Annotated in this window: 17 protein-coding genes, 1 tRNA gene and 1 pseudogene; 11 read left to right on the top strand and 8 right to left on the bottom strand. The window is 70.3% G+C overall.

Going from position 1 to position 22,651, the window contains the following annotated elements:
* The first annotated feature begins 274 nt into the window (after positions 1-274).
* From KY572_RS37625 to KY572_RS37635, 3 genes are all read left to right on the top strand, one after another.
* The gene (locus KY572_RS37625; protein ID WP_224248547.1) at positions 275-2,080 is read left to right on the top strand and encodes an acyl-CoA dehydrogenase; all 1,806 of its coding nucleotides are present in this window, start codon (positions 275-277) and stop codon (positions 2,078-2,080) included.
* Positions 2,081-2,099: 19 nt separating this feature from the next.
* Positions 2,100-2,909 (top strand): hypothetical protein, encoded by an 810-nt coding sequence (locus tag KY572_RS37630; protein WP_224248548.1) that lies wholly within the window; start codon positions 2,100-2,102, stop codon positions 2,907-2,909.
* Positions 2,910-3,153: 244 nt separating this feature from the next.
* Positions 3,154-3,864 carry a hypothetical protein gene (locus KY572_RS37635; protein WP_224248549.1) on the top strand — a complete coding sequence of 237 codons (711 nt, stop codon included), beginning with the start codon at positions 3,154-3,156 and terminating at the stop codon, positions 3,862-3,864.
* 93 nt (positions 3,865-3,957) lie between these two features.
* On the opposite strand, the gene KY572_RS37640 is transcribed toward KY572_RS37635, so the two are convergent.
* Complete coding sequence (locus KY572_RS37640) at positions 3,958-6,195, bottom strand: M4 family metallopeptidase (protein ID WP_224248550.1); 2,238 nt, start codon at positions 6,193-6,195, stop codon at positions 3,958-3,960.
* 377 nt (positions 6,196-6,572) lie between these two features.
* On the opposite strand from KY572_RS37640, the gene KY572_RS37645 reads away from it, so the two are divergent.
* Positions 6,573-7,667, top strand: coding sequence for a DUF1615 family protein (locus tag KY572_RS37645; RefSeq protein WP_224248551.1), 1,095 nt, complete (start codon positions 6,573-6,575; stop codon positions 7,665-7,667).
* Positions 7,668-7,691: 24 nt separating this feature from the next.
* Here KY572_RS37645 and KY572_RS37650 read toward each other — a convergent pair whose 3' ends face one another.
* The 4 genes from KY572_RS37650 to KY572_RS37665 form a co-directional block, all read right to left on the bottom strand.
* Complete coding sequence (locus KY572_RS37650; RefSeq protein ID WP_224248552.1) at positions 7,692-9,146, bottom strand: M16 family metallopeptidase; 1,455 nt, start codon at positions 9,144-9,146, stop codon at positions 7,692-7,694.
* Positions 9,143-10,549: a M16 family metallopeptidase gene (locus KY572_RS37655; protein WP_224248553.1), complete on the bottom strand. Its 1,407-nt coding sequence runs from the start codon at positions 10,547-10,549 to the stop codon at positions 9,143-9,145. The genes KY572_RS37650 and KY572_RS37655 overlap by 4 nt, the downstream gene beginning before the upstream one ends.
* 109 nt (positions 10,550-10,658) lie before the next feature.
* The gene (locus KY572_RS37660; RefSeq protein WP_224248554.1) at positions 10,659-14,516 is read right to left on the bottom strand and encodes an SNF2-related protein; all 3,858 of its coding nucleotides are present in this window, start codon (positions 14,514-14,516) and stop codon (positions 10,659-10,661) included.
* Positions 14,517-14,617: 101 nt separating this feature from the next.
* The gene (locus KY572_RS37665) at positions 14,618-15,208 is read right to left on the bottom strand and encodes a hypothetical protein (protein WP_224248555.1); all 591 of its coding nucleotides are present in this window, start codon (positions 15,206-15,208) and stop codon (positions 14,618-14,620) included.
* A 180-nt stretch (positions 15,209-15,388) separates the two neighbouring features.
* Here KY572_RS37665 and KY572_RS48260 point away from each other — a divergent pair.
* Positions 15,389-15,520, top strand: a pseudogene (locus KY572_RS48260) (HIT family protein); the annotation flags it as partial.
* Between the two features lie 35 nt (positions 15,521-15,555).
* Entirely contained in the window at positions 15,556-16,338 is a 783-nt protein-coding gene (locus tag KY572_RS37675) for a hypothetical protein (RefSeq protein ID WP_224248660.1), read from the top strand.
* A 160-nt stretch (positions 16,339-16,498) separates the two neighbouring features.
* On the opposite strand, the gene KY572_RS37680 is transcribed toward KY572_RS37675, so the two are convergent.
* A tRNA-Phe gene (locus KY572_RS37680) sits at positions 16,499-16,571 on the bottom strand.
* Between the two features lie 217 nt (positions 16,572-16,788).
* Between KY572_RS37680 and nhaR the strand changes: the two genes are divergently transcribed.
* Positions 16,789-17,682, top strand: coding sequence for a transcriptional activator NhaR (gene nhaR / locus KY572_RS37685; RefSeq protein WP_224248556.1), 894 nt, complete (start codon positions 16,789-16,791; stop codon positions 17,680-17,682).
* 27 nt (positions 17,683-17,709) lie between these two features.
* Here nhaR and KY572_RS37690 read toward each other — a convergent pair whose 3' ends face one another.
* Entirely contained in the window at positions 17,710-17,910 is a 201-nt protein-coding gene (locus KY572_RS37690; RefSeq protein ID WP_224248557.1) for a hypothetical protein, read from the bottom strand.
* 202 nt (positions 17,911-18,112) lie between these two features.
* Here KY572_RS37690 and KY572_RS37695 point away from each other — a divergent pair, with 202 nt between their 5' ends.
* Genes KY572_RS37695 through KY572_RS37705 form a run of 3 tightly spaced genes read left to right on the top strand, consistent with a single transcriptional unit; the run spans position 18,113 to position 21,509 of the window.
* Entirely contained in the window at positions 18,113-19,405 is a 1,293-nt protein-coding gene (locus KY572_RS37695; protein ID WP_224248558.1) for a glycosyltransferase, read from the top strand.
* Complete coding sequence (locus KY572_RS37700) at positions 19,402-20,757, top strand: NfeD family protein (RefSeq protein ID WP_317987949.1); 1,356 nt, start codon at positions 19,402-19,404, stop codon at positions 20,755-20,757. Before KY572_RS37695 ends, KY572_RS37700 begins: the two co-directional genes overlap by 4 nt.
* Positions 20,754-21,509 carry a slipin family protein gene (locus KY572_RS37705; protein WP_224248559.1) on the top strand — a complete coding sequence of 252 codons (756 nt, stop codon included), beginning with the start codon at positions 20,754-20,756 and terminating at the stop codon, positions 21,507-21,509. The genes KY572_RS37700 and KY572_RS37705 overlap by 4 nt, the downstream gene beginning before the upstream one ends.
* 42 nt (positions 21,510-21,551) lie before the next feature.
* On the opposite strand, the gene KY572_RS37710 is transcribed toward KY572_RS37705, so the two are convergent.
* Complete coding sequence (locus KY572_RS37710) at positions 21,552-22,037, bottom strand: DUF2721 domain-containing protein (RefSeq protein WP_224248560.1); 486 nt, start codon at positions 22,035-22,037, stop codon at positions 21,552-21,554.
* A 108-nt stretch (positions 22,038-22,145) separates the two neighbouring features.
* On the opposite strand from KY572_RS37710, the gene KY572_RS37715 reads away from it, so the two are divergent.
* Positions 22,146-22,649, top strand: coding sequence for a helix-turn-helix domain-containing protein (locus tag KY572_RS37715; protein WP_224248561.1), 504 nt, complete (start codon positions 22,146-22,148; stop codon positions 22,647-22,649).
* Positions 22,650-22,651 lie beyond the last annotated feature (2 nt).

The raw sequence follows: 22,651 nt of genomic DNA on the forward strand, positions 1-22,651 counted from the left end.
GACTCCACTCATGTCTCCTCCCCCTCCGCTCGCTGGCACGGGCGCGGTTTCAACGCACACTACAGTCACACGCCCGGCCGAAGGCCACGCCCTCCGAGGTCAGCCTATGGAGCTGGCGCCCCACAGCCGAGCGTGCATTCCCTTGGAGTTCCCCCCTCCCGAGCCCCGGCTCCCACCCGGCCGCTCTGCCACTCCCTCAACGCAAGGGCTCACTGCGCGTGCGTGACGAATATTCCGGCTGGCGACCCGGCCTGTCTTCGTTCACTTTACCTTCGTGACCTCCGCCAGCTCGAACCCGCTCCTGTCCGACCGTGACGTCGACTTCCAGCTCTACGAAGTGCTCGACGCCGCGAGCCTCTGCGCCCTGCCCGCCTTCTCCGAGCACTCGAAGGAAACGTTCGAGCTGCTGCTGGGCAACGTCCGCCGCTTCGCCCGCGAGGTGCTCTTCCCCACCTACCGGCTGATGGACTCCGAGCCACCCGCCTTCCGGGACGGACGCGTCCACGCGCACCCGCTCATGCGCCGGCTCTACCCGCGGATGGTGGAGCTGGGCCTGCTCACCGCCACCCGTCCCCCCGAGGTGGGCGGCCAGCGACTGCCCCTCACCGTCGCCTCGGTGGCCTCCGCCTACCTCATGGCGGCCAACCTCAGCGCCTACGGCTACGTGGGGCTCACCATCGGCGCGGCCCACCTGCTGGAGGCATTCGGCACGCCCTGGCTGCGCGAGCACTTCATGACCCGCCTGTACCAGGGCGAGTGGACGGGCACCATGGCCCTCACCGAGCCGCAGGCGGGCAGCAGCCTCGCGGACGTGAAGACACGCGCCACCCCCATGCCGGACGGCTCCTACCGCATCACCGGCTCGAAGATCTTCATCAGCGGCGCGGACCAGGACTTCACCGAGAACGTGGTGCACCTCACGCTGGCACGCATCGACGGGGCGCTGCCCGGCACCCGCGGCATCTCGCTCTTCGCCGTGCCCACGCGCCGCCCCGAGGGCAACCGACTGGTGGACAACGACGTCCAGGTGGCCGGCGTCATCCACAAGATTGGCTGGAAGGGCCTGCCCAGCTGCGTGCTCAACTACGGCGAGGCGGGCGACTGCCGGGGCTGGCTCGTCGGGCCGGAGAACCGGGGCCTGGCCTGCATGTTCCAGATGATGAACGAGGCGCGCATCATGGTGGGCCTCAACGGCGTGTCCACCGCCGCCGTGGCCTACCACGAGTCGCTGGACTACGCGCGCAGCCGCCCGCAGGGCCGCCCCGCCAGCGCCAAGGACGTCACCCAGCCACAGACGGCCATCATCGAGCACGCGGACGTGCGGCGGATGCTGCTGCGCCAGAAGGCCATCGTGGAGGGCGGTCTGTCGCTGCTGATCGCCGCCTCCCAACAGGCGGACCTGGCCGCGCACGCCCCCGACGAAGAGGCACGGCGGCGCGCGCAGCTCCTGCTGGATCTGCTCACGCCGGTGGCCAAGACGTTCCCGGCGGAGAAGGGCTACGAGGCCAACGCGCTCGCGCTCCAGGTGCACGGCGGCTACGGCTACTCGAGCGAGTACCTGCCCGAGGCGTGGCTGCGCGACCAGAAGCTCAACAGCATCCACGAGGGCACCACCGGCATCCAGGGGCTGGACCTGCTCGGGCGCAAGGTGATGGCGGCCGGGGGCGAGGCGCTGCGTCTCTTCACCGAGGAGGTGGCCACCACCGTGGCCCGCGCGCGCCGCGCCCAGGTGGAGGAGAGCTGGTGCGCCGCCATGGAGCAGGCCCTGGGCCAGGCGACGGAGCTCACCATGTCGCTGGGCGCCATGGGCATGGCGGGCGAGGTGGAGCAGATGCTGCGCCACAGCGCCGACTTCATGGAGCTGTTCTCCATCATCGCCGTGGCGTGGCGGTGGCTGGCGCAGGCGGCGGCGGCTCGGGAGGGGCTCGCGCGAGGAGGCGAGGGCCGGGACTTCTACGAGGGCAAGGTGTGCGCGGCCCAGTACTGGTTCGCCGTGGAGGTGCCGCGCGTGCCTCACCTGGTGCAGCTCTGCCGCTCGTGCGAGGACTCCTATACCCGCATGCAGCCGGGCTGGTTCTGAGCGTATATAAGGAGCGAACGTGCCCGTCTCCTTCCACCTGTGCCAGCCCGGACGAGGTGCCTCCTGCGGTGCCTGCTGTGGGCTCTACAACTTCCGAGACCACTCCCGCGCGGCGCTCACCGAGCGGCTGGCCGAGCAGACGGCACGGATGAGCGGCGTGCCCCACACGCGGGAGGCCTGGCGCGCCGCCGCGCGAGCTCTCGTGGAGTCCCGCCAGCAGGCGCCCCTCTTCCCCTCCGTGCGCGTGTGCCCCCTGCTGGGCTTCATCGACGAGGAGCAGCGCAGGGTGGGCTGCATGGGACACCCCAAGGTGACGGGCGGAGTGGACCTGCGCGACTGCGGCGTCTACCGCGCCTCCATCTGCGAGACGTTCACCTGCCCCTCCTTCGGCTGGCTCGAGGATGCCCAGGCCCGGCTCGTCGAGGCGGCGTGCCAGGACTGGTACCTCTATGGGCTCGTCATCACCGACGTGGAGTTCGTCCGCGGCTGCCTGCGCCTCATCGAGCGCGAGCTGGCCGGCCCCGCCCGCCCGGAGCGGATGATGGCCCGGCCCGCCGCGCTGGAGGCCGTGCGGCGCCTCTTCGCGCTGAAGGAGACGGCGGCCGAGCGCACCCCCCACGCCCCCATCTTCGGCCGCTTCACGCCGGACACGGAGGGCGAGCCCATCTCGCGCACGCTCAACTATGCGCGCCTGGGCGTGCGGGCCGCACCCGAGGACGATGTCGTGCTGTGCCTCGGGTACGATCCGGCTGACGCCGCCACGCTCACCGCCGCACGCGAGCGGGTCCGCATGCACGTCCGGGCCGTGGTCCGCGCACTCATCGACTGAGCACTGTCCACGGATCCACGGCGAGAGGGAAACTCCTTCCCCACAGGGAGGGCAAACTCCTCCACCGCGGGAGGTCCTCTCGCCGTGTCCCCCTGCTCGTGGCGAGCCTCCCACCTGACGTCAGGGCCTGGCACTGTCCGCTGGTGGAAGGACCGCGCTGGCTCCTCCCCCACCCCCGCCGGGCGCGCTGCTTGCAGATGGGAGCAGGCAGGAACCAGTTTTCCCACATCGGGGGAGGCGAGGAATGGGGCGTCGTTGGGCGTGGATGGGAATGGTGGGAGTGTGCGCGCTGCTGACAGGGTGCCAGCGGCGCGAGAGCCACGAGCAGACAGCGCCCACCTCGGCGCGGGCACCGGCACCCTCACGGCCGAGCGGAAGCACCGCGCCCGAGCGGACGAGCATGGCGCCACCGGCCGTGACGGCCCAGACGCAGCCGCCCCTGGCGCAGCCCTCGGGAGCAGCCCCGGCCCAGGCAACGCCTGCCGCGCAGGGCCAGCGCCAGGGCCTGGCAGCCTCGAGCGCCGCGCCCCAGCCGGCGCCCGCCGCGCCCCGTGGCACCCCCACGGCACCCGGGGCCGCAGCCGCGCAGGAAGCGCCCGAGGGCCGGGTGATGATCGGCCTGGAGGCCGTCCAGGCCAGTGAGGACGAGGCCTGGTTCGAGGGCGCGGCCAAGGCGGCGCGCGCGGCCCGGCAGAGCGACTCGGTGCCGCTGGACCGCGTGGTCATCGCCACGGGCACCGTGGATGGCCGCGTCACCCGCGTGGAGCGCGGCACCGTCCACGTGCGCGACGGCGAGGGCAACGTGTACCAGCTGCGCATCGACAAGCAGAGCCGCGGGGTGAAGCAGGGCCAGAGCGTGCCCCTGCGGCAGCTCGAGGAAGGCACGCCCGTGCGCGCCTCGTTCGATCTCGTCGGCGGCAGCAGCTTCGCGCGCGACATCGAGGTCCGCCGCTGAGCCACCTCGGCCCGCTCGGGCCCCGCAAAGACGACGCCCGGGAGCACAGGCCCCCGGGCGTCTCACTTCTCACTCGGCGCTACGACGGAAGGACTAGTAGGTGCCCTTCATCGTCGTGTTGCTGTAGGCCTGGTAGCCGTAGGAGCAGGCGTACCAGGTGCCAGCCGCCGGGCTGTTGATGGTGCACGTCTCGGTGTTGCCCGCGGTGTACGGACGGCAGGCGTAGGTGCTGGTGGTCGGCGCCGAGCCCTGGCGGACGTACAGGTCCGCGTCGCCCGTGCCACCGGCCTGGTTGAAGACCACCTTGGTCTTGCCAGACGGAACCGTCAGCGTCCAGCACGTCCAGGTGGACTTGGCGCCAGAGTACGCGGCCGAAGCCACGCCGTTGGTCAGCGTGTCGCCCGTCGGAGGCGTGGTGCCGGAGTAGGTGCCCTTGATCGACAGGCCCGAGAAGGTGGAGTACGCGTTGATCATCACGTACCAGTCGCCCGCGGCCGGGTTGTTGTGCGTGCACGTCTCCGTGTTGCCGGAGGCGTACGGACGGCAGTCATAGGTGCTGGCGTCCGGAGCCGCGCCGAACTTGGTGTACAGGTCGGCGTCGCCCGTGCCACCGCTCATCTCGAACTTCAGGCTGGTCTGGCCGGCCGGAACGGTCAGCTTGTAGTACTTGTTGGCGCCCGTGCTGGCGGACTGGCCCGTCAGCGCCACGCCGTTGCTCAGCGGGGTGGCAGTGGGCGGCGGCACGACGATGCCCACGCCCACGGCCTCCCAGGCCTGCGTCGTGGAGGCCTTCTCGGCCGCGCCGTAGAACTGCTCGGCCTTCTGCTCGGTGCACGTCTTGGCGCCCGCGAAGTTGGTGCTCGCCACCATGCAGTTGGCGTTGGCCTCGTAGAAGATCTTCCCCGCCTTCTGGATGCCGATGCCCGCCACGTTGACGGTCGTCTTGTTGCGCGGGTGGGTGCCACCGGTGGACAGCAGCTTGAACGCCAGGTTGGCGATGCCCGAGTTCCAGTGCACGCCGCCGTTGTCCGAGGAGCCCGTGTAGCGCTCGGGGTAGTAGTCCGTCGACGAGCCGTCCTGGGTGGGGTTGCCCATGTAGCGCAGGGCGTCACCCGCCGTGGCCGGCGTCCACACGTCATCACCGATCATCCACACGGCCGCGTCCACCACCCAGCCCTTCGTCCAGGCCTCGCAGTAGGCGGAGAAGATGTCGCTCATGCCCTCGTTGAGCGCGCCCGACTCGTACGAGTAGGTGAGGTTGGACTCGGAGCTGGTCACCGCGTGCGTCAGCTCGTGCACCGTCACGTCCAGCGACTTGCCCAGCGGGGCCGACTGCACGCCGTCACCGTCGCCGTACACCATCTGGGTGCCGTTCCAGAAGGCGTTCACGTAGTTGCTGCTGTAGTGCACCGTGCTCTTCAGCTGCGCGCCCGTGCCGGTGTACGAGTCGCGGCCGAAGTTCTGGAAGTAGCACTGATAGGTGGTGCCCAGGTGGTTGTAGTTGTCGTCCACGTGGGAGTCGCCGGTGGCCGCGCCGCCCTCGGAGCGCTTGAGGGTGCCTGGCAGGCTGGTGCCGTTGTTGGCGGTGTGCACCGCGCGGTTCATCGCCGAGTGGATGGTCGGAGCGCGCAGGGCCACCTGGCCGTTGGTCGCGTTCACGTACACCATGTCCCTCACCGGCAGACCGTCGCGCTCACCCGTGACGATCGTCTCGTACGCCAGGACGAGCTTGCCGTGGTCGCCATGCACATAGACCAGGCGGCCGGTGCTCTCCGAGCGGAAGAGCATGCCCGCACCGCGCGCGGCGAAGGCGGCGGCCTCGGGGGCGATGGTCGGCTTGGTGGGCACCTGGACGCCCGGGGCCACGTCATACGCCGAGCTGTTGGCGGCGTAGACCGTGCCCTTGGGGTTGACCATGAGCAGCAGCTCCGCGCCCACCACCTGCAGACCGTTCTTGGTCTGGCTGTAGCGCAGGTACGTGTGGCCCTGGCTGTCCGTGGTGGTGCTCTTGAGAACCAGGTCCTGGGCCTGCATGCGGAACGCCGCAGCCACGGCGGGCAGCGCCGCCTGCGCGTCTACCCCGACCAGCCCCTGGCTCACCTGGCCCAGGTTGCCCTTGATGAAGGCCGGCGTGACCTTGTCAGCCTGGGTCGCCAGCACGCGCGTGTTGCCCAGCACGCTCAGGGCCTGCTGAATGTCCGTGCCGTCCTTCGCCTCGGCATTGGTCATCAGCTCATCGGCGTCCACCTGCTGCTGCTCGGCGGTGCCGCACGCAGCGTAGGTCAGGCCCAACCACGCCGCACAGAAAGCCTTCAGGATTTTGTTGCTCAACGCGCTACCTCCTCGGGGGAAATGCGAGGCTTTCGTGACATGCGGGTCAGCATGAGAGCAACTACTTTTTTGAGGAAGTAGCTTCTAACAATTTGAACATAAATTATAAAAAATGCGTTTTAAACAGGTATCACGGCGTATACGGGTTTCTGTTTTTTGAATTCTCCAACGCCGGCGAGCCGTTATGCGAGTGTGGCTCTCCCAGGGGCCGCTGCGACCCACCCCGCACCCGGTGTAAAACCGAGTGAATTCGGACTCACCCGAACGGACAGCAGGACATGAAGTTTCCATCTCCACTGCAGCGTCTGTGTTTGGGCCTGGGGGCGCTGGTGGTGATTTCGAGCTGCAGCGCGCGTCCGATACGAGACACCGCGCCCGTGGCGCCGCCTCCTCCGAGGCTCACGGTGGCCCAGGTGGCGCGGCTGCTGCCGCCGAGCGTGAAGGAGCCCGAGGGCTGGAGCCGGGACGTGCTGTCGGCGCTGGAGCAGCTCCGGGTGTACCCCTCTGCGGAGCCCGTCTGCCAGGTGCTGGCCGTCATCGAGCAGGAGTCCGGCTTCCAGGCCAACCCGGTGGTGAAGGGGCTGCCGCGCATCGTCCGCCAGCGGCTGGAGGCCTACGCGGGAAGGCTGGGCGTGGTGGGGCGCAAGGCCCTGCAGGCGCTGCTCGAGCACCGGGCCCCGGGCCAATCCCTCTCATTCGAGAAGCGGCTCCAGCAGGTGCGGACGGAGAGAGACCTGGATCGGCTCTTCCGCGAGTTGCTGACGGCGTACGAGGAGCAATACCCGGCGGTGTACACGGCGGCGGACCTGGCCAGCGAGCTGTTCACCTCGCGTGGGCTGGCGGACCTGAACCCCATCACCACCGCTGGCTCCATGCAGGTGAGCGTGCGCTACGCGGTGGAGCAGTCCGACGAGGATCGCCCGGAGGCGGAGGTGCGGGAGGAGATGTACACGCGGGCAGGGGGCGTGCGCTTCGGCACGTCGCGGCTGCTGGGGTACGAGGCCGGCTACGAGCTGCCGCTCTACCGCTTCGCGGACTACAACGCGGGCTTCTACGCCTCGCGCAACGCGGCGCTGCAGGCGCAGGTGAACGAGCTGATGGGGCTGAAGCTGACGGCGGATGGGGACTTGCTCCTCTATGGCGCCGAGGGCGAGCCCCGGGACGAGGACAGCCGCACCCTCACCGCGCTGCTGGCGTTCCGCGCCCGCTACGCGCCGAAGCTGAGCGAGCGCCAGCTGCGCAAGGACGTCCTCGAGGAGAAGAAGGCGGACTTCGAGGAGACGGAGACGTGGCGCGCCGTGAAGCGGACGTATGAGCGGGTGAAGGGCAAGCGCCCCGCGTACGCGCAGCTGCCGGAGGTGGTCATCCGCAGCCCGAAGCTGTCCGGGGAGAAGAGCACCGGGTGGTTCGCGCGCTCGGTGGATCAGCGCTTCCAGCGGTGCATGACCCGCTACCGCGCGCAGGCGAAGTAGCGGGCCAAGGCGGGGGCGCGAGCCTCAGCGCCTGGGCGCGGCCACGGGTGCGAAGCTCTTGTCGGACAGCTTCATCTCCGTCACGGGGCCATAGCGGCGCGCGACGTCCCGGATGGCGGAGGCCTTGCCGACGAGGACGAGGGTCAGGTCCTCCGGGGCCGGAACCACGCGCTGGATGACCTGGCGGAGCTGCTCCCGGGTAGCGCTCTCCACCTCGGCGGCGAAGCCATCCACGTCCTTGGAGTCGAGTCCATGGAAGGCCAGCTCCGCCAGCTTCGAGGCCAGCTGGCTGCTCGTCTCGAGCTGGGGCGGAAACTGGCCGAGAACGTAGGCCTTGGCGGACGAGAGCATCGCATCATCCAGGCCCTCGCGCCGGAAGCGGGTGAGCACCTCCAGCGACAGGTCGATGGCCTTCCCGGTGGACTCCGTCTTCGTATACGAGGCGATGGCCACCGCGCCCGGCTGTGTCTCGCGCATCACCACCGAGCTGGCGCCGTAGCTCAGGCCGGACTTGACGCGCAGCTCCGTGTTGAGGAGCGAGGTGAAGCGCCCGCCGAGGACGGAGTTGGCCAGGGACACCTCGACGCGATCCGGGTCTCCCCGAGCGATGCCGGTGTTGCCGAGCCAGAAGTACGTCTGGGTGGCATCCGGCTTGTCCACGAGCAGCACGCGCCGGCCCTTGGCCACGGTGGTGGGCGGAGCCACGGGAGCCGGGGCTCCGGCGCGAGCCCAGCCTCCGAGCGCCGCCTCGAGCCGGCGGGCGAGCTGCTGGGTGTCGAAGTCTCCCACCACCGAGAAGATGAGGCGGTCTCCCCCGAGCTGGGCCTTGGCGTACGCCAGCACATCCTCGCGGGTGAGGGTGGGAAGCGACGCCTCGCTGCCCGTCACCGGCCGGCCGTAGGGGTGCCCGGCGAAGTGGAAGGCGAAGAAGTAGAGGCTCATGAGGGAGCGCGGGTCTCCGTCCTTGGCGGAGACGAGCTCGGAGGCCAGTCGCTCCCGGAGCTTCTCGAGCTCGCCCGCCTCGAAGCGGGGCCGCATCAGCAGGTCCGAGAGCAGCTCCACCATGAGCGCCTGGTCGCGCGACATGAACTGGCCCTCCACCCGCAGGGCCTCGCGATCCGGAGACACGTCGAGCTGGGCGCCCACGCCGTCCACGGCCTCGGCGAACTGCCGGGCGTCCCGCTTGCCGGCCCCCTTGAGCAGCAGCTGCCCGGTGAGCGAGGCGAGCCCCTCCTTGCCCTGGGGCTCGCCCAGGGCGCCACCGCGCAGCCACGCGCTGAAGGAGATGAGGGGCACCTCGTGCTTCTCGGCCAGGATGAGCCGAGTTCCATTCTTCAGCTCGATGACCGTGGTCCTCGGAAGCTGGATGCCCTGCGTGGGCCCGGCCTTCTTCGGCTCCGCGGCCCCGGCGCCCTGAGCGCCCGCCACGGTGGCCACCAGCAGCGCCGCCAGCACCGTCCTGCCCATGCCGCCGCTCATCGTCCCGCCTCCTTCTTGCTGGCCGGCGCCGGGGGCTCCTCCGTGGGCAGCAGCACGCCCACGGTGCGGTGGTCCGGGTTGAGGATGCGCTGCGCCACCTTGCGCAGCTGCTCGCGCGTCACCTGCTCATAGCGCGTAGGCACCTCGAAGAGCTGACGCCAGTCTCCCAGGAAGAGCTCGTACGTGCCCAGGTGGTAGGCGCGGGAGCTGTTGGTCTCCATGCCGCGCCAGAAGCTCGCCACGGTGATGTTCTTCGCCTTGCGCAGCTCCGCGTCGGTGACGCCCTGGGTGCGCACCTTCTCCAATTCCTCGCCGAGCAGCTTCTCCACGCGAGCCACGTCCACGCCGGGCGGCATGTCCACGATGAACCACACCAGGGACGGATCGAAGGTGAGCGAGAACATCTGGGTGATGTGGATGGCCACCTGCTCCTCCTCCACCAACCGCCGGTGGAGCCGGGAGGACTCGCCCTCCGCGAGGATGTGCAGGAGCAGCTTCAGCGCCGGCAGGTCCGGATCCTTCGCGTCCATGCCGTGGTAGGCCACCTCGAGCAGCGGGGACTGCGCCGCGCGGCGGACGAGGACGCGCCGCTCGCCCTGCTGCTCGGGCTCCTTGGTGCGCACCGGCTCGGGCGGGGGCTGCGCGGGGATGGAGCCCAGGTGCTTCTCGGCGAGCGCGAAGATCTCCGCGGGCGTCACCGCGCCGGCCACCACCAGCGTGGCGTTGTTGGGGGCGTAGTAGGTCTGGAAGAAGCGCTGCAGGTCCTCCAGCCGCCAGGACTCGATGTCCGAGGGCCAGCCGATGACGGTGAACTGGTAGGGGTGCGCGACGAAGGCGGTGGCCTGCACCTGCTCGCTCAGCGCGCCCATGTTGTCGTTGTCCACCACCGAGCGCCGCTCCGAGTAGACGACGCCGCGCTCGCTCTCGATGCTCTTCGCATCGAACGACAGGTGGGCCAGCCGGTCCCCCTCCAGCTCGAAGATGGTCTCCAGCGCCGAGCGGGGGAACCAGTCCATGTAGATGGTGAGGTCCTCGGAGGTGCTGGCGTTGTTGCTGCCGCCGGCGGCCTCCATGACGACGTCGAACTGGCCCGGGCCGAACTTCTTCGCGCCGTTGAACATCATGTGCTCGAAGAAGTGAGACAGGCCGGTGATGCCGGGGCGCTCGTTGCGGCTGCCGACGCGGAAGAAGTTGTAGAGGGAGACGTTGGGGATGTCCTGGTCCGGCCAGACGATGATCTTCAGCCCGTTCTTGAGCGTCCGCGTCTCGATACCCGCGCCGAGCCGCGCCGGCTCCGTCTTGCCGGGTGGGGTGGGCCCCGCCTTGCCTGGGCGGCCCTGCGCCCCGGCGCTCGAGCCCGCAAGGAGCGCGAGAGCCACGATGAACCACTGCTGACGGTGCATCCACTCCCCCTTCGATGACGAACGGGCCCCAACTTGTGGGCCGCCGCCATATTCCCAGGAGTCGAGCCCGAAGGCATGGCCTCTCGCGTCGGGTTCTTGGGAACCAGCCTCAAGGAGCGGGTGCGCCCTCTTGCTCGGGGGAGAAGCGAAGCAGGGCCATCAGCTGCTCGGGAGTGAGGGCGGTGGCTCCATCCACCTCGGAGAGCAGGCTCGAGGCCAGCTCTCGCTTCTCGGCGTGGAGCGCGACGATGGCCTCCTCGATCGTCCCCTGCGACACGAGCCGTGACACCGTGACGGGCCGCGTCTGCCCGATGCGGTGGGCGCGGTCCGTGGCTTGGTCCTCCACGGCCGGGTTCCACCACGGGTCCAGGTGGATGACGTGGTCGGCCGCGGTGAGGTTCAGGCCCGTGCCTCCCGCCTTGAGCGAGATGAGGAAGACATCGCCCTCGCCGCGCTGGAACGCCTCCACGCGCGCCTGTCGCTCGGCCGCGGGGGTCTGCCCATCCAGGTATTGGAGGGAGAAGCCGCGGGCCTCGAGAGCCTCTCGCGTCAGGCCGAGGAGCTGGACGAACTGGCTGAAGATGAGCGCCCTGCCCCCCTCGGCTCGCAGCTCCTCCACGCGCTCCAGCAGGCGCTCCAGCTTGGAGGACGGCAGCGTCGAGTCCGGATCTCCCAGGCGAGGATGGCACGCCAGCTGCCGCAGCCGGGTGAGGGCCGCGAGCAGCTCGAAGCGCTGGCCTTCGCTCGCGCTGTCGCCCACGCGGGCCAGCGCCGCGACCCGAACCTTCTCGTACAGCCTGCGCTCCTCCTCGGAGAGGACGACGGGCACGAGCGTCTCGATGCGCGGGGGCAGCTCGCGCGCCACCTCGGCCTTGGTGCGGCGCAGGAGGAAGGGGCGCAGCACCCGGGTGAGCGCGGCACGCGCCACCGGATCCCTCTCACGCTCGATGGGCTCGGCGAAGCGCTTGCGGAAGGACTGGCGGCTGCCGAGCAGGCCGGGGAAGACGATGCGGAACAGGCTCCAGAGCTCCGAGAGGCGGTTCTCCACGGGAGTGCCCGAGAGCGCCACGCGAGCCTCGGCCTGGATGGCCCGGAGCGCCCGCGCGCGAGCCGTGTCCGGGTTCTTCGCGGCCTGGGCCTCGTCCACGACGAGGGTGGCGAAGGAGACGCCCGCGAGCCGCTCCTCGTCCCGAACGAGCAGGGCATAGCTGATCAGCAGCACGTCCCCGGCCTTGAGCCCCGCGAGCAGCCGCTCCCGATCGGCCTCGCGGTAGGACTTCACTCGCAGCGAGGGAGCGAAGCGGGCGGCCTCGAGCGCCCAGTTGAAGCAGACGGAGGTGGGAGCCACCACGAGCGCCGGCCCCATCCTCGCGCGGTGCAGCAGCAGCGCGAGCGTCTGCAGCGTCTTGCCCAGTCCCATGTCGTCGGCGAGGCACCCGCCTCCGCCCCACTCGGTGAGCCGCGCCATCCACTGGAAGCCCAGGCGCTGGTAGTCGCGCAGCTCGGCTTTGAGGCCGGCGGGGATGGGAATGTCGCGCGCCTGGGCCTTGCGGATGCGGGAGGCGAGGCGGCGCCAGTCCGGCGGGGCCTGCACCTCCACCCCGGCCTCGGAGAGCGCATCCAGCACGGGCGCCGCGGCCTGGCTGACCTCCAGCCCCTCGCGGCTGGGGTGCGCCAGGTCCGCGAGCGGAGTGAGCCGCTCGCGCAGGGCCTCCGTGAGCCGCAGCCAGCGCCCCTTGCTCAGGCGGACGAAGCGTCGGCGGCCACGCAGGGCCTCGAGGAGGGTGGTCAGCTCCACCTGCTCCCCGTCCACCTCCACGCCGCCCTCGATACCGAACCAGTCCCGCTGGCGACGCACCTCCACCCTGAGGCCGCGAGCGTCCGGCGCCTGGAGCACCCTCCAGGGGTGCTCCTCCCACTCCACGCGTAGGCTCGCGCCTGCCTGTGGCTCCAACCGCTCCAGGAAGTCGAGGGCGGCCTCTGGCTCCTCCAGGATGAAGTGTCCCGAGGCGTCCATCGCCAGCAGGCCCAACCGCTCGCGGAGGGCCAGGGCCTCGGCGCGCTCGGCCTCCAGGTCGCGCTGGGCCACCACGCGCTCTCCACCGCGCAGACCCCGCACCCGAGGGCTCCCCTCCCCTGGCGCCATGGGTGGAGCCTCGGGCAGCGGGCGCACGAGGAGCGCCCCCTCCAGGCCCTCCTCCCTCGCGGGGCGAAGGCGCAGCAGGAAGCCGGGCTCGGCGGAAACGGGGCGAGCCTCCAGGGACTCCGGCAGGGAGATGGGATAGGCGGCCTCCAGGCTCGCCAGGTTGCGCACCAGGGCCGGGCGGACGGCCTCCGGCAGCCGTGTCCCATACTCGCGCAGCGTGGCGAGCACGGTGCGCGCGCTGGAAGGAACGGTGACCAGGGACAGCCGGGGCAGCGCCGGTTCGAACAGCAGCCAAGGCAGCGGCGCGTCGACGCCCGAGGGAGGTGGCTGGAGCGCTGCTGGACGAAAGGGGACGCCCTCGATGGCGGGGTGGACCGAGAGGCCACCGTCGAGCTCGGTGAAGGCGAAGCCGAGCGGCGCCTCGCGCACCTGGAGCGGGGCATCCGGCCGGGAAGCGGCGAACAGGCGCGGGCTGTGCGCCAGCAGTCTCAACGTCCGCAGCAGCAGGAAGTACCCATCACTGGCGAGCGAATGGCGGGAGGCGAACTCGCACAGCTCGAAGGCCTCGAGCTCTCGCGGGTCCGCGAGCAGGGCACGCACTTCTTCCCGGTCCCGCCAGCTCGCGGGCGTGCCCTTGGACAGGCCGCCCTTCTTCAGCGGCCGATGGAGGTAGAGGCGCAGCTTGAGGGCCCGGGTGTCGAGCCCCTCCAGGCGGAAGGTGACGCGCGCCTCGCTGGCGGCCGGCGCCTGGGTGACCTTCTCGAAGGCGCCGAGGATCTCCCGCGCGGGCACGTCGAAGAGCAGCTCCGCGAGCCGCGCGTTGAACCGCGCCTGCAGGGGCTCTTCGAGCATGTCGAGCAGCGTGTCGAGCGCGGAGAGGGCATGAACGCAGCGAGCCTCTCCCTGCAAGGTGCACCAGCAGGACAGGGCCTGCTGGCCGTCGAGCAGGGCGCGCGGGTCCACGGACACGCGCATCCGCAGCAGGCCACTCCAGGGGGCGGGCACCTTGGCGGGGTGAGAAGGGCCTCCCGGCTCCTCGACGAAGAGCAGGAGGGGACGCTCCTGGAGGGAGACATCGGGCCTGCCCGGGAGGAGCCGAGGCACGGCCTGCTCTCGCACGCGGGCCCGGGCCCGCTCGAGGGCCTCCTTCCAGGGCAGCAGGCGCGCCTCCAGCGGAGCGGGGCGCGGCGTCATGGCCCGCTCCTGCTCGAGCGCGAGCCCGTGGCGGACGCGCTCGGCCTCGGCGCCGAGCCAGGTCCACACCGCCTCGCGCAGCAGGGCCTGGGTGGTGGCGCCCTGGACGTGGCGACGCAGCTCGAGCGACCCGTCCAGCGCACTCGTGACGGGCAGGTGCTCCAGGCCATAGAGCCCGGGCGTCTCGCGGAAACTCTTGGCGAGGAACGGCTCGACGACGACCAGGGGCATGCGCCGGGCGTAGGTGAGGTGGTGCGCCTCCAGCCACGCCTGAAGCTCCTGGGGCCCCCGAGGCCGCTCGGTGCTGGGAGGAGGCAGGGCCCGGTCGGAGACGACGGCCCCCGACTGGAGGTAGGCCAGGCCGAGCGCGACGATGTGCTTGCAGAACCCCTGGCTGTTGAAGGTGGGGCACTGGCACTCACAGAACAAGCCCTCCGCGTCGGTGGAGATGACGACGGAGTAGGGCTGGCCGTGGCGATTGAGCACCTGACCGTGGAGGGAATCGGGCAGCGCCTCGAACGAGGCGACGCGCCCCCGGGCCATGCACGACTGTCCCTGCTTGAAGAGCCGAGGCCCCGCGGTCTCGGACAACGACTCCGAGGTGAGCCACCGCCGCAGGGGAGCCACGGCCTCCGGGGAGGGGGTGCGAGAGACGGACTGGGATGGGGATTCAACCTGTTGGCTGGCCATACGTTCAAAGCGGGCGGTGGAGTCCAGGAGCAGGAGGTTCAGGAGGCGCGTTCCGGCCACCCGGCGGACGGCTGGCGGGCCGAGGGGAAGAACTCCTGAAGCACGAAGCGGTGGTAGTTGGTGCTGTCGAGCCGGGTGGCGAAGGTCTGCGCCGAGACGCGCAGCCGGTCGGCCACGGCCTCGAACTCATTGCGGCTCACGTCGCGCAGGGAGAGGTAGAGCCGGGAAGCGGCCCGCAGGTAGGAGAACAGGGGGTTGGGATCGACGCCGTCGGGGCGGCGGCGCAGGGAGCGGTAGAGGCGGTGGAACTCCCGGTCTCGCTCGGGTCGGCCGGTGGCGTCGCAGTACTCGGCGGCGGTGGCCTCTGTGAGGATGAAGAAGGGCTCGTATTCCGGCGGAGGGGCGCGGGAGAGGTCCGGGGCGACGGCCGAGCCCGTCCAGAGCTCGGAGATGGACAGGAGGGGGAGCCAGAGCACACGGTCCAGCTCGTCCATGACGGGGACGGGCAGGTCATGGTCGAGGGAGACGATGCGGCCGTGCTCGCCGAGCACGGGAGGCACCCGGAGGAGCTCCGGGTGAGTGGGGTCGATGCCTGCCTTCTCGAGGGCCGTGATTGCATTCAGGTCCATGACCTTCCCCAATGGGTTGTGTCGGTTGCATCCAACCTAATACCTCGGGTGGCCCGTTGCCAGCACCTGCATGAGGTACAGGCAGGCGGAGGGGGCCGGTTCGGGGCTTGGGGAGGGTGGGCGCTGGGTTAGGGTGCCGGTGTGTCATCCCCCTTCCTGGCGATTCCCGAGTCCGAGTGGGTGGCGTCCAACGCGCTGGCCTTCGCCGTCCGGGACCGCTACCCGGTGAGTCCGGGGCACACGCTGGTCATTCCGCGCCGTGTGGTGACCACATGGTTCGAGGCGACAGCCGAGGAGCAGCGGGCCCTGTTCGCGCTGAGCGCGTCGTCCGAGAGAAGGACCGTTGGGTGCTGCGCTCGGACAACCCTGCTCGGCCCTCGTTCGAGGTCGCGGAGGATGTGGTCCCCATCGCACTCCTCGTTGAGGTCATCCACCCAGAGCAACTGGGGCCTGAGCGGGGAGCCCAGCTCACGGACGAGCAGGCCATGGAGGCCTTCGGGCTAGAGGGGCCGCCAAAGACGGGGCGCCGCGGCGGACACCTGTTTCTCTGCATCACGAAGAAGGGAGTCCTGACGGAGCCCGACCGGCTCGACCTGCGCATCGCGGAGCGGCGGCCAGCGGAGACGGCCTTCGTCCTCACGAGGACGGCACCGCGAGGCTCGTGGCAATACTGGGGGGTGGCACGCTGGCAAGACGATGAGGACCGCTGGGCGCTCGATGAGCCAGTGGATCACGCGACCTGGCGCGCGCTGGGCCACGGGCGCACCAGCTCGCGCAGCCTGCCGCCCGAAGCCACTGCCCGAGCCGAGGCCTGGGTCGAGCAGCTTCTCCGCACCCATCCTCCGGGGACGCTCCTCGCGCGGGATGGTGAGCGCTGCCGCATCGTGGGCAGGTCGCCACAAGGAGGCGTGCGCATCGATGGAGGCCCGAAAGGCTTCAAGGAGCGGACGGTCAGCCTGGCGGACCTCGCCTGGGCCTTGCTGGCTCGAGATGACACGCGGAAGACAGGCGGCCTGTTGGATGAGGCGCGAGTGAACCGGCTCCGCTATCTCGAAGGTACGCCCAAGGAGTCGACGCGGTGGATCGACACTGGCTGGGCGCTGTTCCTCCTCACTGCGACAGGTTCTTGAATGGGGCGCGGTAGGCTGCTGTACGAACCGCAAGCTCCAACTCATCTCATGACATTGGGGTCCGCTGAGCATCCCCACCGTCAAGCGCGACCCAAGCACCCTGCGGAAAAAAGAAGGGCGCCGGACCGGAGTCCAGCGCCCTCGAACCTTTCAAATTCTGTGCCCAGGGGCGGAATCGAACCACCGACACGGGGATTTTCAGTCCCCTGCTCTACCAACTGAGCTACCTGGGCGGGTGCCGCTGCGAAAGCAGCGCCGATTTACGGGGACTCCCCTCCCACGTCAAGCGTGTTGTGAGCATCTTGTCCCCCTCCCGCTCGCCCGCTCGGCTGCTCCCCTACCGCCACAGCGTTCCACTCTCGTGTGCCCAAAAATCGTCTTGGGGGGTCCTCTGGACAGAACCCTTCGATTTTTTCGTGATTTTCCCAAGGCTGCCCTTCTGAGGTTCCCGTGAGCTGGCTCAACTATCACCACCTCCTCTATTTCTGGACCGTTGCCCGCGCCGGCACCATCGCCAAGGCGGGTGAGGAGCTCCATCTCGCCCAGCCCACCATCAGCAGCCAGATCAAGCTCCTCGAGGAGTCCCTCGGCCACAAGCTCTTCGAGCGCCAGGGCCGCAAGCTCGTCCTCACCGACGTGGGCCGCACCGTCATGCGCTACGCCGACGAAATCTTCCGCCTCGGCAACGAGCTGAAGAACGTCGTCGGCGGTCTGCCCTCCGGCCAGCAGCTGCGCCTCCAGGTCGGCGTCGCCGATGTCGTCCCCAAGGCCGTCGCCGAGCGCCTCCTCCAGCCCGCTCTCGATGTCGGCCCCCTGCGCCTCGTCTGCCGCGAGGGCCCGCTGCCCCAGCTGCTCGCCTCGCTCGCCCTCCATGAGCTGGACGTCGTCATCGCCGACGCCCCGGGCTCCGAGCCCGTCAGCGTCCGCTCCTTCAACCACCTGCTCGGCAAGTGTGGCGTCTCCTTCTTCGCCGCGAACTCCCACTCGCACCTGAAGAAGGACTTCCCCAACTCCCTGGACGGCGCGCCCATGCTCATGCCCACCGAGTCCAGCTCCGTGCGCCACGCCCTGGACGTCTGGTTCGACACCCATGGCGTCCACCCCACCGTCGTCGGCGACTTCGACGACAGCGCCCTCCTCGAGGCATTCGGTCAGCGCGGGCTCGGCGTCTTCGCCATGCCCTCCGTCATCGAGGACGAGGTGGCCCGCCAGCTCGACGTCTCCATCATCGGCCGCACCCACGAGGTGGAGAACTGCTTCTACGCCATCACCGTGGAGCGGCGCCTGCGCCACCCCGCCGTCGTCGCCATCGCCGAGGCGGCTCGCGCCAACATCTTTCAGTAGGAAGTGAGGGCCCTCCCGGCCTCGGGCCTATCCCGGCGTCCCGGCGTCTCCCGCCATGGGCGCGGTGATGGGGCCCGCGGGCCCGGGGGGCTCCGCCGGCACGTTCTGCACAGGCTCCGGGCCCACCTGATCGATGGGCACCTGGTTCTCCGTCCCTGGCGGCTGCGTGGTACGGCAGGCAATGGCAACGGCTGCCAGGACAGCGGCGATGAGCACGGCGCGACGCATGGGGCCTCCCTGAGGATTCCCGACCCTAGGTAGCGCTCCCCTGCATGGCAACGCGCCGCGCGAGCTTTCGTTCGGCATTGGATGAGCGTGCGTCCCGGCGGGCCTCCGTGCCCCGGCCCCCCATCCCGGCTTCCCGCCCTGCTCAGCTGAAGCTGGACCCCGACGTGGCCACGTTCTCCAGGATACCACCCCGGAGAGCCCGATGCTGGATCTCGTCGACCTCGGCAAACGTTCGTTCTCGGCCTACCGGGGAATTGCGCCCGATGCGCAGCTCGACGAGGTGCTCCGCCTCGCCGAGCGCCTGCGCGGCGTCCGCTGCCTCCACCTGAACGCCACCCCCTATGGCGGCGGTGTCTCGGAGCTGCTCCGCTCGGGCGTGCCCCTGCTCAATGATCTCGGCATCGTCACCGACTGGCAGATCATCCGCGGCGACGAGGCCTTCTTCCACATCACCAAGCGCCTCCACAACGCGCTCCAGGGCGCCCCCGGCGAGTTCTCCGAGTTGGACAAGGCCACGTACCTGGCCCACTCGCAGCTCAACGCCAGCCACCTCTCGGACGACTACGACTTCATCATCGTCCATGATCCGCAACCGGCCGCCCTGCCCATGCTCGGTGGCCGCAAGGGCGCCCGGTGGATCTGGCGCTGCCACATCGACACCTCACGCCCCAACCCGCAGGCCTGGGAGTTCCTCCGCCCGTTCCTCGGCGCCTACGACGCCGCCATCTTCACCCTCCCCGAGTTCATCCCTCCGCGCTTCCCCATCTCCCACATCGCCATCCACTCGCCGGCCATCGACCCGCTGAGCCCCAAGAACCTCACCCTCCCGGAGGACCTCGCCCGCCACGTCCTGTCGTGGATCGGCGTGCGCACCACCCGCCCCCTCGTCACGCAGATCAGCCGCTTTGATCCGTGGAAGGATCCGCTCGGCGTCATCGCCGCCTACCGGAAGGTGCGAGCCCACATCCCCAACCTGCAGCTGGCCATGGTGGGCTCGCTCGCCCTGGACGACCCCGAGGGCTGGGACGTCTACCGGCAGATCCGCGACGCCACCGCCAACGACAACTTCATCCACGTCTTCACCAACCTGGTGGGCGTGGGCAACATCGAGGTCAACGCCTTCCAGGCCCTCTCGGATGTCGTCATCCAGAAGTCCATCCGCGAGGGCTTCGGCCTCGTCGTCTCCGAGGCGCTGTGGAAGGGCACCCCCGTCGTCGCCGGACGCGCTGGAGGCATCCCCCTGCAGATGCCCGAGGGCACCGGCGGCATCCTCGTGGACTCCGTGGAGGAGTGCGCCGAGGCCGTGCTGCACCTGCTCCAGCACCCGCAGGAGGCGCAATGCCTGGGCGAGCAGGGCCGCGAGCACGTACGCCAGCACTTCCTCGTGCCCCGGCTGCTGCTGGACTTCCTCCGCCTGCTGGACTCGCTGGTCCACGAGAAGCCCCTCGCGCCTCGCGGGCTGGCCGTCGTCCATCACTCGAGCCCCTCGCCATGAACGCCCAGGCGCAGAGAGCCCGCGGGAGGACCTTCCTGCTCCTGTTGGCGGCGTTGATGCTCGGCAGCAGCGTCCTCGCGGCGGGCCCGCCTGACAGGCCCGTCCTCTCGCGCTGTGTCCTCGACGGGACGGTGGATGCCGGCTCCGGCGCCTACCTGGCCGACTGCGTGAGGCGAGCCGAGGAGGCGGGACACGCCGCGCTGCTCGTCCGGTTGGACACCCCCGGCGGCTCCCTGGAGTCCACCCGCGACATCGTCCGGGCCTTCCTCGGCTCGCGCGTGCCCGTGCTGGTCTGGGTCGGGCCCTCGGGTGCTCGGGCTGGCAGCGCGGGCGTCTTCATCACCCTCGCCTCGCACCTGGCCGCCATGGCGCCCGGCACGAATATCGGCGCGGCACACCCCGTCGTTGGCCTCTCCGGACAGGATCCCGAGCAGGCCGGGGGCGAGGCCATGGCCCGCAAGCTCGAGAACGATACCGTCGCCTTCGCCGAGAGCATTGCCCGGCAGCGGGGCCGCAACGCCGAGTGGGCCGCCACCGCCGTGCGCGAGAGCGTCAGCGTCCCGGCCGACCGCGCCGTGGAGCTGCGCGTCGTGGAGCAGGTGGTCGCCTCGGAGGAGGCGTTCCTCGCCTGGGCGGATGGCCGGCGCGTGGAGACGCCGGACGGCCCCAGGCTGCTCGCCACCCGCGACGCCCAGGTGGTGGAGCTCACGCCGAGCCCCTCCCATCGCCTGCTCCACGCGCTCTCGCAGCCCGCGGTCCTCTACCTGCTCTTCCTGGTGGCGGCGCTGGGCATCACCGTGGAGCTGTCGAACCCGGGCCTCATCATCCCGGGCCTCCTGGGGCTGGTGGCCCTGGTGCTCGCCCTGCTGGCCTCCTCCGTCCTGCCCGTGCGCGCGGGAGCCGTCGCCCTGCTCGCGCTGGGCATCGGGCTGCTCATCGCGGAGCTGTTCGTCACCAGCGGGCTGCTCGGCGCCAGCGGCGCGCTGATGCTCATCCTGGGGGGCGTGCTGCTCGTGGATCGCTTCGACCCGAGCTGGTTCGCCGATCGCTCCGTGCGCCTGCACGTGCCGCTGTCGCTGGTACTGCCCACCGCCCTGGTCGTCGCCGGGTGCGCCGTGTTCGTGGCCTTCCGCGGCGCCGAGTCCCGCCGGCTGCCCCAGCGCGCGGGGGCCCTGGGGCTCGTGGGAGAGCTCGGCACCGCCCTCACCCCCCTCTCCTCCGAGGGCGGCGAGGTGTTCGTCCATGGGGAGCGCTGGCGGGCCAGCTCTCACACCTCCCTGCCACGCGGCGCCCATGTGGTGGTCCGCCGCGTGGAAGGTCTCACCCTTTATGTCGACGAGGTGAAGACATGAATGATGTCCTGGGAACCTTCGGCCTGCTCATCCCCCTGGCGCTGATCTTCCTCCTCTTCATTTCAGGGGTGCGCATCGTCAACGAATACGAGAGCGGCGTCGTCTTCCGGCTCGGCCGCTACATCGGGCTCAAGAACGCCGGCTTCCGCTGGCTCATCCCCTTCGTCGAGCGCATGGTCGTCATCGATCTGCGCACCGTGGCCAAGGACGTGCCCCCGCAGGACGTCATCACCAAGGACAACGTCAGCGTGAAGGTGAACGCCGTCGTCTACTTCCGCGTCATCCACGCCGACAAGGCGGTGCTCCAGGTGGAGGACTTCCTCTATGCCACCAGCCAGCTGGCGCAGACCACGCTGCGCGCCATCCTGGGCCAGGTGGAGCTGGACGAGCTGCTCTCCCAGCGCGATCGCATCAACCGGGACATCCAGCAGGTGCTCGACGCCCACACGGATCCGTGGGGCATCAAGGTCTCCAACGTGGAGGTGAAGCACATCGACCTGCCGGCGGAGATGCAGCGCGCCATCGCCCGCCAGGCCGAGGCCGAGCGCGAGCGGCGCGCGAAGATCATCGCCGCCGAGGGCGAGCACCAGGCCGCCGAGCGGCTCGCCCAGGCGGCCGACGTGCTCAGCCGCAACCCCGCCACGCTCCAGCTGCGCTACCTGCAGACCCTGGTGGAGATCACCGGCGGCGGCAACCAGACCATCATCCCCATTCCCCTGGAGCTGCTGCGCGCGCTGGGTGTGGGGCGATGAGCCGCGCCCGGGTGGGCAGGGCGTGGCCTTCAGGCGGCTCGCTCAGGGCCCGGCGGAGGGAGGACGCTCCTCGAACATCTCCCGCTGCTCCAGCGCGATGGCCCGCCGGCTGAGCCGCAGCGAGGCCAGCGCGTAGACGGCGATGCCGCCCACCAGCACCACCCCCAGCGAGAAGGACACCACCGGCGCCACCTCGGGCACGCTGAAGCGCCGCTGCACCAGGTACAGCAGCGACGTCACCACGAAGGACAGCATCGCCGCGTAGTCCAGCATCAGCGCCTTCGCCAGCAGCGCGTGCCGCTGATCCAGGATGGCCACCTCCTGCTGGAGCAGCGTGCGCCGCGCGTGCCCCTCCGGCAGCGAGCGCCACTCGCGCACCATCTCCCGCACCCGCGTCGTCATCCGCGCCACCTGGTTGTCCAACCCCGTCGCCAGGATGCCGCACCCGGACACCATCACCGCTGGCGTCACCGCCGCGCCAATGACCCGGATGGAGGAGAAGTCGAGCCCGCTCGCGCTTGCGTCCATGGCTCCTTCTCTCCCACCTCTCCCCTCCCTGCAAGACATCCCGCCAGTGGCAGGTTCCCACCAACTGTCATCTTGACACTTCCGCTGTCGAGTCTTACTGTTGCTCTCGTGAGCCCGACGAAGACACAGACCGAGTGGAAGCTGGCCGAGCTGGCCGCCGAGGCGGGCGTCTCGCCGCGCACGGTGCGCTACTACGTGCAGCGCGGGCTGCTCCCCGCTCCGCCCTTCAAGGGTCCGGACACCGTCTATGGCGAGGAGCACCTGCGGCGGCTCAAGGCCATTCGCGTGCTGCAGGCGCGCTTCCTGCCGCTGGATGCCATCCAGGTGGAGCTGGCGCGGCTGAGCCCCGAGGAGCTGCGCGCGCTGGCGGAGTCCGAGGTGCCCACCGACATCCTTCCGCCGCCGCCCGCCGCGGCGCCGGAACCGCTCAAGGCCGCGGAGGTGTCCACGACGGGGCCCGCCTCAGCAGGCAGGCAGGTGCAGGTGGCAGGCTATCGGCGCTGGGAGCTGGCGCCGGGGCTGGAGCTGCACCTCGCGGACACGGCGGATGACAAGACCCGGGCGCTCGCCGAGCGCGTGCGCGCCCTCATCGAGCAGTCGGAAGAAAGGTAGAG

It is taken from the genome of Hyalangium gracile (assembly GCF_020103725.1).
Taxonomy (GTDB): domain Bacteria; phylum Myxococcota; class Myxococcia; order Myxococcales; family Myxococcaceae; genus Hyalangium; species Hyalangium gracile.

What these genes read in the sequence shown, in the direction of transcription:
- KY572_RS37710 (WP_224248560.1), bottom strand. Translation starts at nt 22,037, where the DNA reads ATGGACGCAAGCGCGAGCGGGCTCGACTTCTCCTCCATCCGGGTCATT.
- KY572_RS37700 (WP_317987949.1), top strand. Translation starts at nt 19,402, where the DNA reads ATGAACGCCCAGGCGCAGAGAGCCCGCGGGAGGACCTTCCTGCTCCTG.
- KY572_RS37650 (WP_224248552.1), bottom strand. Translation starts at nt 9,146, where the DNA reads ATGAGCGGCGGCATGGGCAGGACGGTGCTGGCGGCGCTGCTGGTGGCC.
- KY572_RS37655 (WP_224248553.1), bottom strand. Translation starts at nt 10,549, where the DNA reads ATGCACCGTCAGCAGTGGTTCATCGTGGCTCTCGCGCTCCTTGCGGGC.
- KY572_RS37690 (WP_224248557.1), bottom strand. Translation starts at nt 17,910, where the DNA reads ATGCGTCGCGCCGTGCTCATCGCCGCTGTCCTGGCAGCCGTTGCCATT.
- KY572_RS37695 (WP_224248558.1), top strand. Translation starts at nt 18,113, where the DNA reads ATGCTGGATCTCGTCGACCTCGGCAAACGTTCGTTCTCGGCCTACCGG.
- KY572_RS37635 (WP_224248549.1), top strand. Translation starts at nt 3,154, where the DNA reads ATGGGGCGTCGTTGGGCGTGGATGGGAATGGTGGGAGTGTGCGCGCTG.
- KY572_RS37665 (WP_224248555.1), bottom strand. Translation starts at nt 15,208, where the DNA reads ATGGACCTGAATGCAATCACGGCCCTCGAGAAGGCAGGCATCGACCCC.
- KY572_RS37705 (WP_224248559.1), top strand. Translation starts at nt 20,754, where the DNA reads ATGAATGATGTCCTGGGAACCTTCGGCCTGCTCATCCCCCTGGCGCTG.